Genomic DNA, 16,697 nt, shown 5'->3' on the forward strand with positions numbered 1-16,697 from the left:
TGTAAGAGATCGACCATTACAAGCTAGGGTTATCGTGCTAATTTAAAATTAATTTCACTATAGAAAAAAAACAAATGAATTTAAGTTATTGTTTTATTTGTGAATATTGTTTTTTGATGTTATTTAGACCGAACATTATCTGCTTATGAGCAAATATCTTATTGTGTAAACGGGTATTATTTATTCCGTAGAGAGGAGATACGGTTTTACAGGATGTAAAGCGATAACGAATCAAATTTTTACAAGTCAGGATGACAAGTTGGACATTCTCAGGATGAGAAGTGATAGAACAGGATGTTTTATCGTTAAGGACAACAAAGGAACAAACTACAGGATGTAGTTAAGGAACACCTTTCAGGATGAAGGGAATATAATAACTAGGATGGTTATTATTAGTCAGGATGACAAGTGAAGGACACCTCCTAAGGAAAGGGAGATGATTGATAAACATGACGTTTATCTTATACGGATGTATAAAAGGAAGAACCCAAAGGAATGGGAAGTGGATGCCTTGAAGGCAATTAGTCAAACGGATGTAAGCAGGGAGCATCAACTATCACGGATTGGATAGAGTGACTAAAATTAGGGCAGCTTAGGCTGCCCTTTCCTTTGCCTGAAAGAAAATAATTTCCCCTATAAACACCTCTTTAATACTTTATTTTAACTGTTTATTTAAACTATCCTGTAGCCGTTCGTATTCAAATTGAAACCCTGCTTGTAAAAGCTTTTGTGGCTTAACCCTTGTACTTGCGAGTAATAGCTCTTTTCCCATTTCTCCAAAGAGTATGTTGACCATAAAAGCGGGCAGTGGAAATAGGCAGGGACGTGATAATTGCTTGCTCAATGCTTTGCTGAAAGTCTGATTGTCAACAGGGTTAGGAGAAACCAGATTAATCGGACCGGTTAATGTTTCATGTTGGATAATGAACTGAATAGCATGACAAAAATCATTAATGTCTATCCAACTCATATACTGTTCACCAGAGCCTATTTTTCCACCTAAGCCAAATTTAAATGCAGGCAACATTTTAGGTAATGCCCCACCTGCTTTACTTAACACGATACCTGTACGAATTTTTACTAAACGAGTATCGGATGATTCGATTGCACTACAACTAGCCTCCCACTGTTCCGCAAGTTGAGAAACAAAGTCTTCACCAACTTTACTGGTTTCATCTAGAGGTTGTGAGCCTCTTTCCCCATAAAAACCAATAGCTGAGGCATTAATGAATAATGATGGAGGATTATTTTTAAATTGTTCAGTAATAAGTTGTGTTGTTTCGATACGGCTACGTATGAGTTGTTGTTTTCTTTTCTCATTCCAACGACCATCAGCAATGTTCTCACCTGCTAAATTGATAATGATATCGGGGTGGGAAAACTGTTTTAAATGGAAGCATAGTGGGCTAATCATCCAATAAGGCTGATGATCTTGTTTGTGGCGGAGCAAACGTCCAACCTCATAACCTTGTTTTTCTAAGTAGGGAACTAATGCACTGCCAATTAAACCAGAGGAACCAATTATTAATATTTTCATGTTATTTTCTCCGTCTCATGGCAAGTCTATACCTATTTACAAATATACGTGCTTAATCTGTAAAAAGATCAGCATATGCTTTTATAAAGCGCCTTGATTGGGCGCCTCGTTAAGTTAGAATGCCTGTTTATTCTGACAGATACAGGCTAACCCTTTCATGCTATTGATGATCGATAACTACGATTCTTTCACTTATAACTTAGTTCAATACTTTGGAGAATTAAAACAAGATGTTATCGTAAAAAGAAACGATCAAATTAGTCTGCGGGAGATCGCCGACTTACAACCTGAGCACCTAGTTATCTCGCCAGGTCCTTGTACGCCAAATGAAGCAGGTATTTCATTAGCTGCAATTGAGCGTTTTGCTGGTGAAATACCATTATTAGGAGTGTGCCTAGGGCATCAAAGTATCGCTCAAGTATTTGGTGGGGATGTAGTGCGTGCAAAGCAAGTTAAACATGGTAAAAATTCGCTCATCGAGCATGATGGTAAAGGAGTTTTTTATGGCCTTAATAATCCATTAGATGTGACCCGATACCATAGTCTAGTGGTAAAACCTGAGACATTACCTGACTGCTTTGAAATCAGTGCAACGGTTGTTGAAAGTAATGAAATTATGGCAATTAGGCATAAAAGCTTAGCACTGGAAGGGGTACAATTTCATCCTGAAAGTATTATGTCTGAGCAAGGGTTACAGCTCCTCCAGAACTTTATTCAACAAGTTAAAATTTAACTTGGTCCCATTTATACATTTGTTAGCTCAAGCTTGCCCCATAGGGCAAGTTAAATTGCACCAATCTGTTTTGTTATAAAATATCTATGTTGAATAACGACCCTTCAATTTTATGCCTAGCATGTTGGCACAATTTTTCTTGCTGACTTTGAATCTTGAAGTATCATGGGTATTTCATTAGCTGTTAATTTATATCTTTTCAATCATTTAAAAAGGATCTTCTTATGTCAAACACACAAATCACTCGTCCGCTTTTTGATCAATTAATGGTGCCAAATTATGCGCCACTATCTATGATCCCGGTACGTGGTGAAGGCTCTCGAGTGTGGGACCAAGAAGATAACGAGTATTTAGATTTAACTGGTGGCATCGCAGTTAATGCATTGGGTCACGCACACCCAGAATTAGTTGATGCGTTAACAGTACAAGCACAGAAGCTTTGGCATGTGAGTAATATTTATACCAATGAGCCTGCATTACAATTAGCACAAAAGTTAGTGGATAATACTTTTGCAGAAAAAGTGTTTTTTGCCAATTCGGGTGCTGAAGCGAACGAAGCTGCACTAAAACTCGCTCGTCGTTATGCACAGGATAATTTCAGTGCCGATAAAACCGAGATTATTGCTTTCTACCAAGGTTTTCATGGTCGTACATTTTTTACTGTTACGGCGGGTGGACAGTCAACCTACTCTGATGGTTTTGGTCCTAAGCCAGGCGATATCACTCATCTTGAATATAATGATTTAACTGCCTTAGAAGCTGCTATTTCTGATAAAACCTGTGCGGTTATTTTAGAGCCATTGCAAGGTGAAGGTGGCGTATTACCAATATGTAATCAGTTTGCTATTGCAGTACGTGCTTTATGTAATAAACATAATGCGTTAATGATTTTAGATGAAGTGCAAACAGGAATGGGCCGTACTGGGCACTTGTTTGCTTATATGGGACTTGATGTTGTGCCTGACGTAGTCACTTCGGCAAAAGCATTAGGGGCAGGTTTTCCAATCTCTGCGATGTTAACGACGACTAAATTGGCAAGTTGCTTAACGGTTGGAACACATGGGACTACCTTTGGTGGTAATCCACTTGCTTGTGCGGTAGCAAGCAAAGCATTTGATCTTATCAATACGCCAGAAATGCTTAATGGTGTTAAACAGAAAGAACAGTTATTGCGTAGTTTATTAACTGATATTAATCAGCAATTTAATGTGTTCGAAGAGATACGTGGTGCAGGTTTATTATTGGGTGCGGTTCTAAATGAACAATATCAAGGGCGCGCTAAAGACTTCTTCTTAGCAAGTGCTGAGCAAGGTTTACTAGTATTAGTCGCAGGTGCAAATGTGATTCGTTTTGCTCCGGCTTTAAACATTAGTGAAGATGAGATCAAACTTGCAATGATTAAATTCGGTACAGCAGTAAAGAAAGTTGTTTCTGCTTAGCAGGTCGTTATTTAGCTGAATATGGTGACGGCCCAACAAAGGATTGTTGATATTGCAGGGTGTCATCAAGCATGAAGATACATCTGCATTTTTAACGGATCTAGGTATAATGTCTGACAATTGTCGTGATGGACTATTATTAGTGACTAGCGACACAAAGAATTTTGTAATTATTCCAGGTTTAAACCCTATTCATTGTTAATAGTCTCTCTATAGATTGACTATGTTGAGCATTGCGTAACTGGGTTAACCTTGAGCATTTACGGTATATTTTGAAAAACAGATTTTCGAATTGGGAGCTCAAATAATGAGACGCGAATTAGCAATTGAATTTTCTCGAGTAACAGAAGCCGCTGCACTAGCGGGTTATAAATGGTTAGGCCGTGGTGATAAAAATATTGCCGATGGTGCTGCTGTTGAGGCGATGCGCCTTATCTTCAATCAAATCGATATCGATGGTGAAATCGTTATTGGTGAAGGTGAAATTGATGAAGCACCGATGCTTTATATTGGTGAGCATGTGGGTACGGGCAAAGCGGGTTGCGATGCTGTAGACATCGCGGTTGACCCGATTGAAGGTACTCGTATGACCGCCATGGGGCAATCTAATGCGCTGGCTGTTTTAGCGGTTGCAGAAAAAGGCAGTTTTTTACGTGCACCAGATATGTACATGGAAAAACTAATTGTTGGCCCAAATGCTAAAGATGCTATCGACTTAGAACTATCGCTTGAACAAAACTTAAAAGCGATTGCATTTGCACTAGGTAAACCATTAACTGAGTTAACTGTGGCGACACTAGCGAAACCTCGTCATGATCGTGTAATTAAAGATATGCAAGGGTTAGGGTGCCGTGTATTTGCAATTCCTGACGGTGATGTTGCTATCTCAGTGCTGGCTTGTATGCCTGATAACCAAGTTGATGTGTTGTATTGTATCGGTGGTGCACCAGAGGGGGTTATCTCTGCAGCAGTAGTACGTGCATTAGATGGCAATATGCAAGCACGCTTGATCCCTCGTCCAATGGTAAAAGAGTCAACGGAAGAGAACATTAAGATCGGTGAAGAAGAAGTGCGTCGTTGTGAAGCTCAGGGCATCGAAGTTAATAAAGTATTAAAGCTTGAAGATATGGTAAAAAATGACAATGTTATTTTTGCTGCAACTGGTATTACGAAAGGCGATTTAGTTGAAGGTGTATCAGTTGATGGACGCATGGCAACAACAGAAACCTTATTAGTACGCGGTAAATCACGTACCGTACGTCGTATTCATTCGATTCATTATCTTGATCGTAAAGATCCTAAATTAAAAGAAATCATTATTTAGTTTCTTTGTTAACAATATTTAAGATTATCGACAATAAAAAAGGCGCTTTAAGCGCCTTTTTTGTATCTATTTTTTCTCCCAAATACCGGGCTCTAACTTTTTATCTAACGCTGGCATTTTAGTACGGTCAAAAGTCGGTACTTTTCCTGCATTTAACTGTTCGTTATAGTCCTTCGCTAATTTAATTACTTCATTAGACAGTAATAAAATAGCGGTCAGGTTAACCATTGCCATTAGCCCCATAGAAACATCGGCTAAAGCCCAAATAACATCATTACTTTGCAAGCCACCAAATATAATCATGCCTAACACGGCAATGCGTAGGAAAATTAAACCACGAGTATTTTTATGCATTAGAAATACTAGATTTGTTTCGGCATAGGAGTAGTTTGCAATTAAAGAAGTGAATGCAAAAAACAACAATGCAATCGCCACAAATTGCCCCCCCCAGTCACCAACTTGAGCATCAAGTGCACGTTGTGTGATTTCGATACCACCCATACCAGAGAATGACTCTAACCCACCTGAAAGTAAGATAATAGACGCCGTAGCAGTACAAATGACAATGGTATCGATAAATACACCTAACATCTGTACATAACCTTGAGAAGCAGGGTGTGCAGGGTATGGAGAAGCCGTTGCGGCTGCATTTGCAGCACTACCCATACCCGCTTCATTAGAGAATAGGCCACGTTGAATACCGGTCATTACCATTGCCCCAAAGGCGCCACCAGCGGCTTCTTGCCAACCAAATGCGGAATCTATAATCAGTTTAATAATGGCGGGTATTTCAGTGATATTCATGAGCACAACTATCACTGCGACTAAAAGGTATGCAAAGGCCATAGTGGGGACAATCTTTTCAGCTACTTTAGCAATACCTCGAATACCAGTAAAAATAACTAATGCTGAAATAATGACTAATGTGATGGTGATGATCACTTTATCGAATTGAAATGACTCATGCAGAGCGGCGGTTATTGAATTTGCTTGTACAGCATTAAATACTAAACCGAAGGCGATAATAAGTAAGATAGCAAATAAGCTTCCCATCCAGCGTGCATTTAAGCCTCGCTCCATGTAATAAGCTGGTCCTCCGCGGAAACTTCCTTCTTTATCATGTACTTTATAAGCCTGTGCGAGTGTGCTCTCTGCAAAGCTTGTTGCCATACCGAGCAGTGCAATCAGCCACATCCAGAAGATTGCACCTGGGCCACCAACGGTTATTGCAATGGCAACACCAGCTAAATTACCTGTACCGACACGTGCCGCTAAACTGGTACTAAGTGCTTGAAAAGAAGAGATACCTTCTTTATCTGATTTGCGACTACTGCGCATTACTGTGAAGGTGTGTAAAAAGTGGCGGAATTGAATGAAACCTAAACGAACAGTAAAGTAGATACCGGTTCCAATGAGTAGGTAGACAAGTATTTGCCCCCAAAGAACGCCGTTAATACTATTAAATAGAGTGAGCATAAATTTTCCTATATGCCCATTTATAAAAAGAAGTAAGTTGTTCACTAAGATTTATAAATGAGTATGTTTGACTAAGGGAAAATAAATATTAAATCCGTGTAATTTATTATTTTCATGAAAGGCGCCGATAATAGCATTTTTTATATTGTCATACAATTTGTGGCGTATATGGCTTATAGAAGTGCTGTAACATCACCAGAAGCAGTTAAGGTTAGGCGCAACTGATGACGCCTTGAATAAAAGGGGGAGGTCGCTGTTACTTGCGCAATTTGACACTTGATACTTGGTGGCTTGTCGCTTTTTTTAGAATAAGATTGGCGCGATCGCGAGTGGGGCGAATGTTCTCTTGTAAATTTAATCCATTGATTTCATCCCAAATCTTTCCCGCTATTTCAATTGCTTCCGACTCACTCATTTTTGAGTAACTATGGAAGTAGGCGTTAGGATCAGTAAAAGCACCTTCGCGAAACTTAAGAAAACGTTGTATATACCATCTTTTGAGTAGATCAGTATCTGCATCTACAAAAATAGAGAAATCAACAAAATCAGAGACAAAGACACGGTGTGGGTGTTTGGGGTAATTGATCGCTGTTTGTAATACGTTTAACCCCTCTAAAATAACGATATCAGGCTTTTCTACAGCAAGCTTTTTATCGGGTAGAATATCGTAAGTTAAGTGTGAATAGATAGGGGCTGTTACTGATTCTTTGCCTGATTTTAATGCGGCTACAAAATTCACTAACGCTTTGATATCAAAGCTCTCGGGAAACCCTTTTTTATGCATTAAATTACGCGCGACTAATTCTTGATTGGGGCGTAAAAAACCATCTGTGGTGACCAATGCGACTTTTGGGTGTTGTGGCCAACGCGACAGTAGTGCTTGTAATATACGAGCAGTGGTACTTTTTCCTACCGCTACACTGCCAGCAATACCAATGATATAAGGGGCTTGATCGTTACTGCTATTTAAAAACTTATCACGGACAGTATGTCGATATTGTTGTGTTTCTACATATAGGTTTAATAACCGAGATAATGGTAAATAGATATCTACTACCTCATCAAGGGAGAGCGATTCATTTATACCTTGTAGCTGTTCGAGATCTTGTTCGGAAAGGGTCAATGCGACATTATTGCGCAATGCAGACCATTGCGCACGTTCAAATTGCATATAGGCAGTGTGGTTAAGTTTTTGCTTGGTTGTCATTATCTGCTTTTTCTTCTTCGATATAAATCGCTTGCGCACATCCCTGCGGATCATCGGTAAATATATGGTATTGGGCTGCGGGTTTGATTAATCCTTCAAACAAATTTACCAATGCTTCTTGTGATTGCTCTATGTCGACTTGACTGTCTAATCTCGCAAAGGCCGCGTCAAAATCACTTTTGACCCAAATGCTATAGTCGTATAACTCTAAATAAGCACTTTGTAGAAGGTAAACGCCTTCGATAAGAATGATATCAATTTTTTCAAAGTCATAATCCACTGTACGTGGATTCATTACATCATCCAGTGTCACCGAAGCTTTAATACTACCAAACAACTTTAATGGCAAAATAAGTTCTTCAACCATTTCATCTAAACGATAAGCATTAAGGTAATATTGCTCAGGGCTATTCATTACGTTAAAACGTACATTCGCAGCCGCTTCCCAGTCATCGCTATGTACGATAGCAACGGAAATTCCATCTAATTGTAAGGCATTAGCAATTTTTTGTGTTAATGCTCGTTTACCGCCACCTTCAATGCCACTAATAGCAACAATCTGTGCTTTATTAGAGCCTTTTCTAGCATGTAAATCGCGCAACTCTGATTTGATTTGCGCGGCAGTATTAAATACGGTTTTCAAAGACAATACTCCATTTATCGATGTGCACGCATTATAACTTTAAATATCAGTGGGCACAAAAATGGCCACCGAAGTGACCCTATTGCTTTATATCATTTTTGAAGGAATGCGCCAGTCAGTTTTATGTCATCACTGATTGGCGTCACTACTTTAGTCCGTTTTTTTGGTTAAAAAATCGACTAGTTCAACAAATTCATCAGTGCTTTTAACTGAGTTATTAATTACTTGGTATTTACCATTAACAATGATGGCAGGTACACCACGAATTTTAAAGGTTTCTGTATTACGCTTCATCTGTGACGCAATGCCAGCCGCTGGAAAGCTTGCCATTGCTCCTTTTGCTTCTGGATTAGAGATGCCTGCTTTTTCAAAGATTGCAAGAATGTCTTTTTCGCCATTAATTGCTTTCTTTTGTGTATGAAGTCGATCAAAAATAAGGCTAGCTACTTTCTCTTTCACATCTAATAAATCAGCTGCTGCATAGGCGGTTGTTAACTGCGCGCCCATCTCTTTACCTAAAAAGTTAACATGGTTTTTGCTGACTTCAACATTATCACCAACTTTTGCTTCTATTTGCGCCATTAGTGGTTCAAATTTAAAACAGTGCGGGCAATAAAATGAGAAAAACTCAAGTACTTCAGGCTTTGCTGTGGCTGTCTCTTTAACAACGGTGTAGTGCTTTCCCTCTTCAAAATCAGCCGCTTGAATTGAAAGTGGTAGCAATACTAATGCTACGAAAATTGCGAAAAACTTTTTCATTTTTATTCCCTTTAATAAGTAATGTTAATAAGCAGGCTGAGTGGATAATGATGGTGCTTGCATATTAATGATCTGTTGTTGCAGTGATTGTAACAATTCCTGCCAGTATTGGTCAGTGGTAAACCATGGAAAGTTCAATGGAAAAGCAGGATCTGACCAACGTTTGTTGATCCAGCTCACGTAATGGATGATACGCATACTGCGAAGAGGTTCGATGAGGGCTAATTCTGTAGCATTAAATGAAAATTCTTGTTCGTAACCTTCTAAAACAGTGGACAATTGAAGCTGTTTTTCCTGTGTTGTTCCACTTAACAACATCCAAATATCCTGTACAGCAGGGCCCATTTTGCAATCGTCAAAGTCAACTAAGTAGGGGGTATCGTTATCCATTAAAATATTACTTGCATGGCAATCTCCATGTAAACGAATAGCGTTAAACGATTGCTTTTCATATAAATCTGCAGCTTGTTGTGCCACGTTATCAAGCGCAATAAATAAGTCATCACGAATCATAGCTGGAATGAGTTCGCTTTGTTTAAGTTGTTTAATAGGCTGAGTTAGCAGGGTGTCGACATCCAATATTTCTCGTGATGTGAAGTTTGATTGCTCACTACTACTTCGGTGTAATTTTCCAAGTGTAACGCCCACTTCATAAAGGTGATCAAGGTTATCCCCCTCCAGACTACGTGCAGAAAGACTTTTAAATAACGCAAAGTAATAGCCTTCAAACAGAAACAGCGTTTTTCCCTCGATAGATACGGGTGCCGATAAGCAATTTCCTTGTTCTTTTAATGCCAAGCTAAAACTATGATCCTCTAGTAATTGTGCTTCACTCCAACGTTTCGGGCGGTAAAACTTAACCACATATCTAATTCTATTTTCATCGGTAAAGAGTGACACACGGTTTTCATAAGAGTTGAGTTGCATCAGGCCTGTTTCTGGATAAATACCGATACTTGCAAGTGCATCGAGCTGTAATTCAGGGGTAAGGGAGAGGTAACTAAAATTTGAGTCGGTCATAGAGTATCCTAAAAAAGAAAATGGAGCCTAAGCTCCATTTTGATATTGCGCAAATGATTTGTAAATTAGGAGCCAGTAAAGAAAGGACTTTGTTGCTCAATCTCTTCTACATCGCCTGTGCTACTGGTGAGTTTAATTGTCAGCATTACTTTTTTCTCTTTCATCCCATAAGCATCGACTGCAATAGAGATTGGCTGCGTTAATATCTCTCCCGATTTGATAATGATTTGTTTAGGGCCAATTAATTGTGCATCTTCAAGGCCTGAGAAAGAAAGATCATATGTTTGTGTTTCAACGGTTTTATTGAGAACTTTAAGTGTGTAGGTATTCTCTATTAAACCTTCACTATTTTCACGATAAAGGGCTGTACGATCACGTAAAATCTCCAATTCTGCGCTACTTAGGTTCACCAAATTAGTGATAAACATACCGACCATTACCAGTAACATTAAACCGTAACCGATAATCTTAGGGCGTAACACGTGAGTTTCTTTGCCTTCTAGTTTTTGTTCAGAAGTATAAGAGATTAGACCTTTTTCATACCCCATTTTCTCCATCGTTTCATCACAAGCATCAATACATGCGCCACAGTTGATACACTCATATTGCAAGCCATCACGTATATCAATACCTGTTGGGCAAACTTGTACACATAGGTCACAGTCAACACAGTCGCCTAATCCAAGCTCTTTTGGATCTGCTTTGCGACGACGCGGACCACGTTTTTCACCACGTGTTGCATCGTAACCAACAATAAACGTATTTTTATCAAACATAGTGGACTGGAAACGCGCGTAAGGGCACATATGAGTACATACGATTGAACGCATCCAACCTGCATTTGCATAAGTAATGGTTGCAAAAAAGAGTACGCTTGCTGTTGTTGCAAAACCGGCATTAAAGGTTAAAAAGTCGAAATAAAGCTCGTTAACCGGGACAAAGTAAGAGCTAAATGCCAGACCGGTTAGTAAAGAAACAGTTATCCAGCCCGTATGCTTGGCTGCTTTTCGCCATATTTTGTTGGCATTCCAAGGCATTTGATCAAGTCGTTTACGTTTATTTGCAGTGCCCTCAAAACGTTCTTCAAACCAGATAAAGATAAAGGTCCAGACAGTTTGTGGGCATGTATAACCGCACCAAACTCGACCTAAGTAGGTGGTAATGAAGAACAACCCAAAGGCTGCGATAATAAATATCCATGCTAAGAGCGTTAAGTCTTGTGGGAAAAGAGTGAGGTTAAAAATATGATACTGTTGTTTGGCAATATCAAACAATACGGCTTGGTGCCCATTCCAACGAATCATGGGTAAGGCTAAAAAAAGAATAATCAGTCCCCAGCCAGTATAACGGCGGAGTTTTTGATATAAACCATAAACAGCACGAACATAGATTCGATTACTTGGGTTATAGCGATCAACATTTGATTGTGTCGATGTTTTGATCTCTTTTACTTTGATGCGTTCAGTCATTTTTCGATACCTAACAAGCGATTGAATGATTATTATAAGTTTATATTAGGAAATTCTAAAGTAATTAGTTAAAGGATGTGATCACACCGTGATGATGATGTCTAAGCAGTTCACTATTTACCTGCTGACGACTTGATTTTGCTTTTATTGAGTTGCTGTCATTGTCGGTTAAAGTGGATTCGCTAAATGAGTTGCTTTCATCGGTTGAGGAAAGGCTAATATTGCACCAATTGGTTAAATCAGGAAATGTTTGTGGTGGAGTGAGTTGTGCAAAAAAAGGTGATAAATCTAAATCTGTTAATAACTGCTCACTCACAAATTGTGCTCGTTGTTTACTCATTGGATCGGCGATACGGTTACGTTGCCCCCAGCCCACAATATAGTCTTCACAATAATTACTGTCGTTCTGTGGTTTTATTACAAAGGCGCTGTCCATCTCAATACCATAATAATAGTTGAGCATGGTTGCTTGAAATAACATTGCGACATCTTCGGCTTGATGCGAGTAGGCATAAAGATGATTTGCCCCCTCCTGTGACATTAAGTCACCAAGATAGCTAGCACTGTGCTGTGTTTCCTCTTCAGTAGCCGTTGTCCCGGTATATAATATTTTTGCCTGTGATATGAGAGTGCTATCGACAATTGGATAGCGTTGCTTTAATTGTTGATTTAACCGCAACACAGAAAAACGTGCAATTTCGGATCGTGTTGTTTGATCTAAATGTAGCGAAACCATTAATGAAGCGGGCATAAAATCATTAGCATGTGCTAATTCATGAAAGAGTAAGCTCGCCATTGGAATAATAATATCATCAAGAGTTCGCTCTTCGCTGTTGCTTAATGAGTACGTGCGGTAGGCTGCTTGCCCCTGTTTAACGAAGCGATGGAAAAAATCATAGCTCAGATTTGCGCCTAATTCGTCTCGGTAATCGGAAGTTTGGTCAATAGTGAGCTTTTCCTCATTGGTTAACCATAACGAAGCTGGATCAAGATAGATAGCACCAGAGCCTGTCCAGTAAAAAGAGGGGCGAATATTATCTGCAATGACTATCGCTGTGACGGAGCCAAGCAAGGTGAGTATCTCTTTGGGAAGATGAGTCAATAGAGCTTCGAAGCGCTCTCCCATCCAATCATGTGAGACAACAACACGTGACATGATCTGCGGGATTTGTGTTTCAGGGTAGCTCATCGCGATAAAAGGTAATGCTTCAACATGGCAAGAACGGGTGTAGTTGACGCAACTAGCAGGATCTTGCAATGGCTCTTGGTATGTTTGTTCTATGTAGGTATAGATATGGTCTAAGTCGGTTGCATTGTTATTAACGGGAGCGGTTGAGTCTTTACAAGCCGTGAGGAGTAAGGTTGCACCAATTAGCGGTAATAGCGTTAATGGATAGATCATATTCATTCCTTGTTTAATCATATCTACCTTTGTCAATAATCCCTTTTCTGGATAAGCAAAGCGATACAACACCGCTATTTAGGCGGGCTTCTGCGTTAATACCAAATGAAATAAATAGCTGACCTATTGTACGCCTTAAAGTAACTTATCTCTTCGTTGAAGTTTTCTAAAAAACAACTATATACGTCGAATTTAGTCTTGAGTTAAGTCATTTTTCCTGCGCAACATTTAGATATCATCCTCAATTCGATTGGTGTAAATTATCTAATAATAACCCGTTATTGTGACCATAACTCGTCTTCAGTTACGCAACACTCATGGCGCTTTATATTAAAAAATCATAGCTGTCTGATTCAAAATATTATCACGCTTGCATTCATCAGGGTTGAGGTTATATAGCGCTTACCACTTCAGTTGATTAGCTTAGCGCTGATTGTCTAACGAGCTATTTAAATAAGTCCACGTGCCTTTAGCAATGCTGTTTGAAAGTCATCTTCGCAATCTTTTTTAATGCCCGGAATCATCTCGCCCTCTTCGGTTTGATCCATTTTAAGTTGGTAAATGATCACTTCATCACTGAGCTTGTCGATAGGTTCTTTAAAGCCAGCTTCTTTACTTAATAAAGCTAATACTTCAAGTAGGCTTAGCTCTTTGTTTTTTAACCAGTATGGTTTCAGTAATTCCAACACTTCATTGACGCGATGGCATTGCATAAGTATCTCCTGTTGTTAAATATTATTTATGATAAATTATGTCGTAGCTCGGTTAACACCTGTTTTGCACCGGGCTTGATTCCTCGCCACATCGCAAAACTTTCAGCTGCTTGGCCTACTAACATGCCTAAACCATCAATGGTTAAGCGTGCGCCTAACTGTTTAGCCCATGCATTAAAAGGGGTTGCTTGTGCACTATACATCATGTCATATATCGCTGTTTCTGGGCGGATAAGCGCATCATTAATTGCGGGAAGCTCGCCATTGATACTACATGCCGTTGAATTAATGATAAGGTCGAACTCACCCTCTAATTGCGAAAGCTCACTGGCACAAACATTACCCAGCCCTTGGAAAATAGACACTAAGGTCTGTGCTTTGCTAAAAGTTCTGTTAGCAATTACTAACTCTTTAGGTGATTCTGCCAACAATGGCCCACACACACCTCTTGCTGCACCACCTGCTCCGAGTAATAAAATACGTGCGCCACTGAGGTCAACATGGTTGTTTTTAAGGTCTAAGACTAACCCTGCACCATCAGTATTATCGCCAATAACTACATTATCATCGGTTAGCTTTAATGTATTAACTGCACCTGCGAGCGTTGCGCGATCGGTAAGTTGTTGTGCGAATTGAAAAGCTTGCTCTTTATAGGGCATGGTAATGTTACAACCTTTACCACCATTGGAAAAAAAGTTGCCTAGGGTGACTTTAAAGTCTTCATCTGAAGGCTCTATTGCACGATAAACAAGTTGTTGTGCAGTTTGTGTTGCAAAAAGTGTGTGGATAAAAGGTGATTTACTTTGCTTTATCGGGTTACCAAAAACAGCGTACTGATCCATGAAAGCTCCAAAATGGTAGGTAATTTATGCGCTGTAATTTAGCATAAATCTCTCATTTTCAACATATGAGCCAATAAAAAAGCGTAATAAAATTAGGGTTTATTGACTGAGGTAGAGATATTGTTTTTTTGAATGATGGTAAAAGCTTTATTTCAGCGCATAATAAAAAGGTAAGTGTGTATTCATAGCAGGTTTAGAGGTTGAGTAATTAGTGAAAAAGCGTATCGAATTTCCACTGTTTGAATTGATTGTCATCATTATCTTATTGTTTATTTTGGCTGTTTTTGCACTACCTAAATTTGTGGGTGTCGGTGTAGAGGCACGTATCAAAACGTTGAATGCGACCGCGCTAAACTTAGATGCGGTTAATCGTATATTATATAGTCGTGCCGTCATTAAAGGGTTACAAGATGAACCGTTATTAAAAACAGAAGTGTTAGGCGAAAAAGATGCTGGGGGCTATTTAGTATATGGCGAGTTACGTGCACAGGAAGAGGATTTAAAACGTTTTTTAGAGGTTGGCTTATATCACTTTTCTGTTAGCCAAAGCCCGGGAGTCTTGCGTTTATATTTAGATCCCTTTAAAAATGATGGTTGTTATCTAGATTATATACAAGCAACTAAATTAGTTTCGGTCTCAGGAGAAGCTAAGATACAAAAAGCATTTTATCGAATCCAAAGTACCGGGTGTTAAAGGTAGCGCCACTGGGCTGATTGGATTGTCGCTTATTTATGCACTAAGATTTATCACGCAATAGATAAATTGAGGTGAGTATGAAGCTACTAATATTATTCTCCACGCTATGTTTTTCTTTTTTCATCCTACCAAGCCAAGCTTGTACATTGAAGATGGGCTACCGGACCACGGCTCGATTACCCAATATCGAAGCACAGCCCAGTAACAAAGGATTATATTTAGATCTATATACTAAGGCCGCGAAACGCATTGGTTGCCAACTAGAAGTATCGCGTCAACCTAAAAAACGTATTTTGCGCGACCTTGGTCGTGGCACGTTAGATTTTTATCCAGGACTTAGCTTCCGTGAAGAACGTTCCCTATATATTCTCTTTTTTGCAAATGGTCTGCCTTCTGCTGATATCGGTTTAACACGAGTAGAGGTACCAGAAATAAACAGTTTCTATGATTTAAAAGGGAAAAGTATTTTACGCGCCTATGGTGGTACATCGGTTGATGCAAATGAGTATGGCGTTACCATAAAAACACCACCCGAACTGAGTTTTGAAAGTGCCATTGATTATATTCTAAATAAAAATGCGGACTTTTATGAAGATGAAATAGGCACGCTTTCTTATTATTTAAAAGATCACCCCAGAGCAAAAGAGTTAAAGTTTCATCTTAATTGTTGCGGTGGTTTAACTGAATTAACCGTTGGCTTCTCGCGTGCTTCCCCACATTTAAAAGAGGAAGCAAATCCGGATTATGATCCAAGTAAAGAGCTTGATTATAACAACTTTCCTAAACGAGTCGCTGAACGTTCAACTGCCTATCGTTTCCAACAGGCATTAATGGAGCTTAAAAAAGAGGGGTATACGAATAATCTATTTCTTCAATATTATGGCGTTAATATAGAAGAGCTGCTAAGCAAAAAATAGACGCAACCACATGCCCATTGGCGAAGTAAACCCAGTTGTTACTGAGCTTATTTCGCCTTTATCAATAATAAAAATAGTCGGCGTTACACTGACTCCCCAATCACGGCTAATTTCACCTTTGGGATCATTTACCACGTTAAAATTATAATCTTTAGCATTTAGGTATTGCTTAATACGCTGCTTTTCACCAGACGTAAGTGCAACACTGACTACTTGATATTGCCCAGAGAGAAAATCAACAGAGGGTGAAACCGCACTGCAAATAGAGCACCATGTTGCCCAGAAATAGACCATAACTGGCTTCTCTGTGCTCATCGCTATTAAGTCTATCTTGTCACCTAATACCGACTCAGTCACAAGGGTGGGCGCTTTTCCTGATGCCATCGATTTACTGCGCCAGAGATCGGCTCCCCAGCCAACTATTACCACAATGATGGTAAATATGAGTATTTCTTTAAGCCAGCCGAGCCATCCTTTGCGTCGCTTTTGGGGTTTTAGTGGTGTTTCTTGGTGCATGTT

General features: G+C 39.3%; 16 protein-coding genes. 5 read left to right on the top strand and 11 right to left on the bottom strand.

Annotated elements, in window-relative coordinates; translation table 11 throughout:
• Positions 1-655: 655 nt before the first annotated feature.
• A complete protein-coding gene (locus CW745_RS12815; RefSeq protein ID WP_101109089.1) occupies positions 656-1,537 on the bottom strand; it encodes a TIGR01777 family oxidoreductase in 882 nt (293 codons plus the stop codon).
• A 157-nt stretch (positions 1,538-1,694) separates the two neighbouring features.
• Between CW745_RS12815 and CW745_RS12820 the strand changes: the two genes are divergently transcribed.
• The 3 genes from CW745_RS12820 to glpX all read left to right on the top strand — a co-directional run bounded on the left by CW745_RS12820 (position 1,695) and on the right by glpX (position 5,033).
• Positions 1,695-2,270, top strand: coding sequence for an aminodeoxychorismate/anthranilate synthase component II (locus tag CW745_RS12820; protein WP_101109090.1), 576 nt, complete (start codon positions 1,695-1,697; stop codon positions 2,268-2,270).
• A gap of 224 nt (positions 2,271-2,494) precedes the next feature.
• On the top strand, positions 2,495-3,709 hold the full coding sequence (locus tag CW745_RS12825; protein ID WP_101109091.1) for an aspartate aminotransferase family protein: 1,215 nt from the start codon (positions 2,495-2,497) through the stop codon (positions 3,707-3,709).
• Positions 3,710-4,016: 307 nt separating this feature from the next.
• A complete protein-coding gene (gene glpX / locus CW745_RS12830; protein ID WP_101109092.1) occupies positions 4,017-5,033 on the top strand; it encodes a class II fructose-bisphosphatase in 1,017 nt (338 codons plus the stop codon).
• 66 nt (positions 5,034-5,099) lie between these two features.
• Here the strand turns inward: glpX and CW745_RS12835 are convergent, their stop codons facing one another.
• The 9 genes from CW745_RS12835 to aroE all read right to left on the bottom strand — a co-directional run bounded on the left by CW745_RS12835 (position 5,100) and on the right by aroE (position 14,564).
• Positions 5,100-6,509, bottom strand: a complete 1,410-nt coding sequence (locus CW745_RS12835; protein ID WP_101109093.1) for an alanine/glycine:cation symporter family protein — start codon at positions 6,507-6,509, stop codon at positions 5,100-5,102.
• 256 nt (positions 6,510-6,765) lie between these two features.
• Positions 6,766-7,716, bottom strand: coding sequence for a type I pantothenate kinase (gene coaA / locus CW745_RS12840; RefSeq protein WP_101109094.1), 951 nt, complete (start codon positions 7,714-7,716; stop codon positions 6,766-6,768).
• The gene (locus CW745_RS12845) at positions 7,694-8,359 is read right to left on the bottom strand and encodes a uridine kinase (protein WP_101109095.1); all 666 of its coding nucleotides are present in this window, start codon (positions 8,357-8,359) and stop codon (positions 7,694-7,696) included. Before CW745_RS12845 ends, coaA begins: the two co-directional genes overlap by 23 nt.
• A gap of 150 nt (positions 8,360-8,509) precedes the next feature.
• Positions 8,510-9,118 carry a thiol:disulfide interchange protein DsbA/DsbL gene (locus tag CW745_RS12850; RefSeq protein WP_101109096.1) on the bottom strand — a complete coding sequence of 203 codons (609 nt, stop codon included), beginning with the start codon at positions 9,116-9,118 and terminating at the stop codon, positions 8,510-8,512.
• Positions 9,119-9,142: 24 nt separating this feature from the next.
• The gene (locus tag CW745_RS12855) at positions 9,143-10,138 is read right to left on the bottom strand and encodes a serine/threonine protein kinase (RefSeq protein WP_101109097.1); all 996 of its coding nucleotides are present in this window, start codon (positions 10,136-10,138) and stop codon (positions 9,143-9,145) included.
• Positions 10,139-10,203: 65 nt separating this feature from the next.
• Complete coding sequence (gene ccoG / locus CW745_RS12860; RefSeq protein WP_101109098.1) at positions 10,204-11,607, bottom strand: cytochrome c oxidase accessory protein CcoG; 1,404 nt, start codon at positions 11,605-11,607, stop codon at positions 10,204-10,206.
• Positions 11,608-11,671: 64 nt separating this feature from the next.
• Positions 11,672-13,009 carry a hypothetical protein gene (locus tag CW745_RS12865; protein ID WP_101109099.1) on the bottom strand — a complete coding sequence of 446 codons (1,338 nt, stop codon included), beginning with the start codon at positions 13,007-13,009 and terminating at the stop codon, positions 11,672-11,674.
• A gap of 449 nt (positions 13,010-13,458) precedes the next feature.
• Entirely contained in the window at positions 13,459-13,722 is a 264-nt protein-coding gene (locus tag CW745_RS12870; protein WP_101109100.1) for a YihD family protein, read from the bottom strand.
• 26 nt (positions 13,723-13,748) lie between these two features.
• Positions 13,749-14,564: a shikimate dehydrogenase gene (gene aroE, locus CW745_RS12875; RefSeq protein WP_101109101.1), complete on the bottom strand. Its 816-nt coding sequence runs from the start codon at positions 14,562-14,564 to the stop codon at positions 13,749-13,751.
• 211 nt (positions 14,565-14,775) lie between these two features.
• Between aroE and CW745_RS12880 the strand changes: the two genes are divergently transcribed.
• Positions 14,776-15,258: a hypothetical protein gene (locus CW745_RS12880; protein WP_101109102.1), complete on the top strand. Its 483-nt coding sequence runs from the start codon at positions 14,776-14,778 to the stop codon at positions 15,256-15,258.
• Between the two features lie 80 nt (positions 15,259-15,338).
• Positions 15,339-16,178 carry a transporter substrate-binding domain-containing protein gene (locus CW745_RS12885; protein WP_101109103.1) on the top strand — a complete coding sequence of 280 codons (840 nt, stop codon included), beginning with the start codon at positions 15,339-15,341 and terminating at the stop codon, positions 16,176-16,178.
• Here CW745_RS12885 and CW745_RS12890 read toward each other — a convergent pair.
• Positions 16,164-16,694 (bottom strand): protein disulfide oxidoreductase, encoded by a 531-nt coding sequence (locus CW745_RS12890; RefSeq protein ID WP_101109104.1) that lies wholly within the window; start codon positions 16,692-16,694, stop codon positions 16,164-16,166. The genes CW745_RS12885 and CW745_RS12890 overlap by 15 nt on opposite strands.
• Positions 16,695-16,697 lie beyond the last annotated feature (3 nt).

The sequence above is a fragment of the Psychromonas sp. psych-6C06 genome, assembly GCF_002835465.1.
GTDB lineage: Bacteria > Pseudomonadota > Gammaproteobacteria > Enterobacterales > Psychromonadaceae > Psychromonas.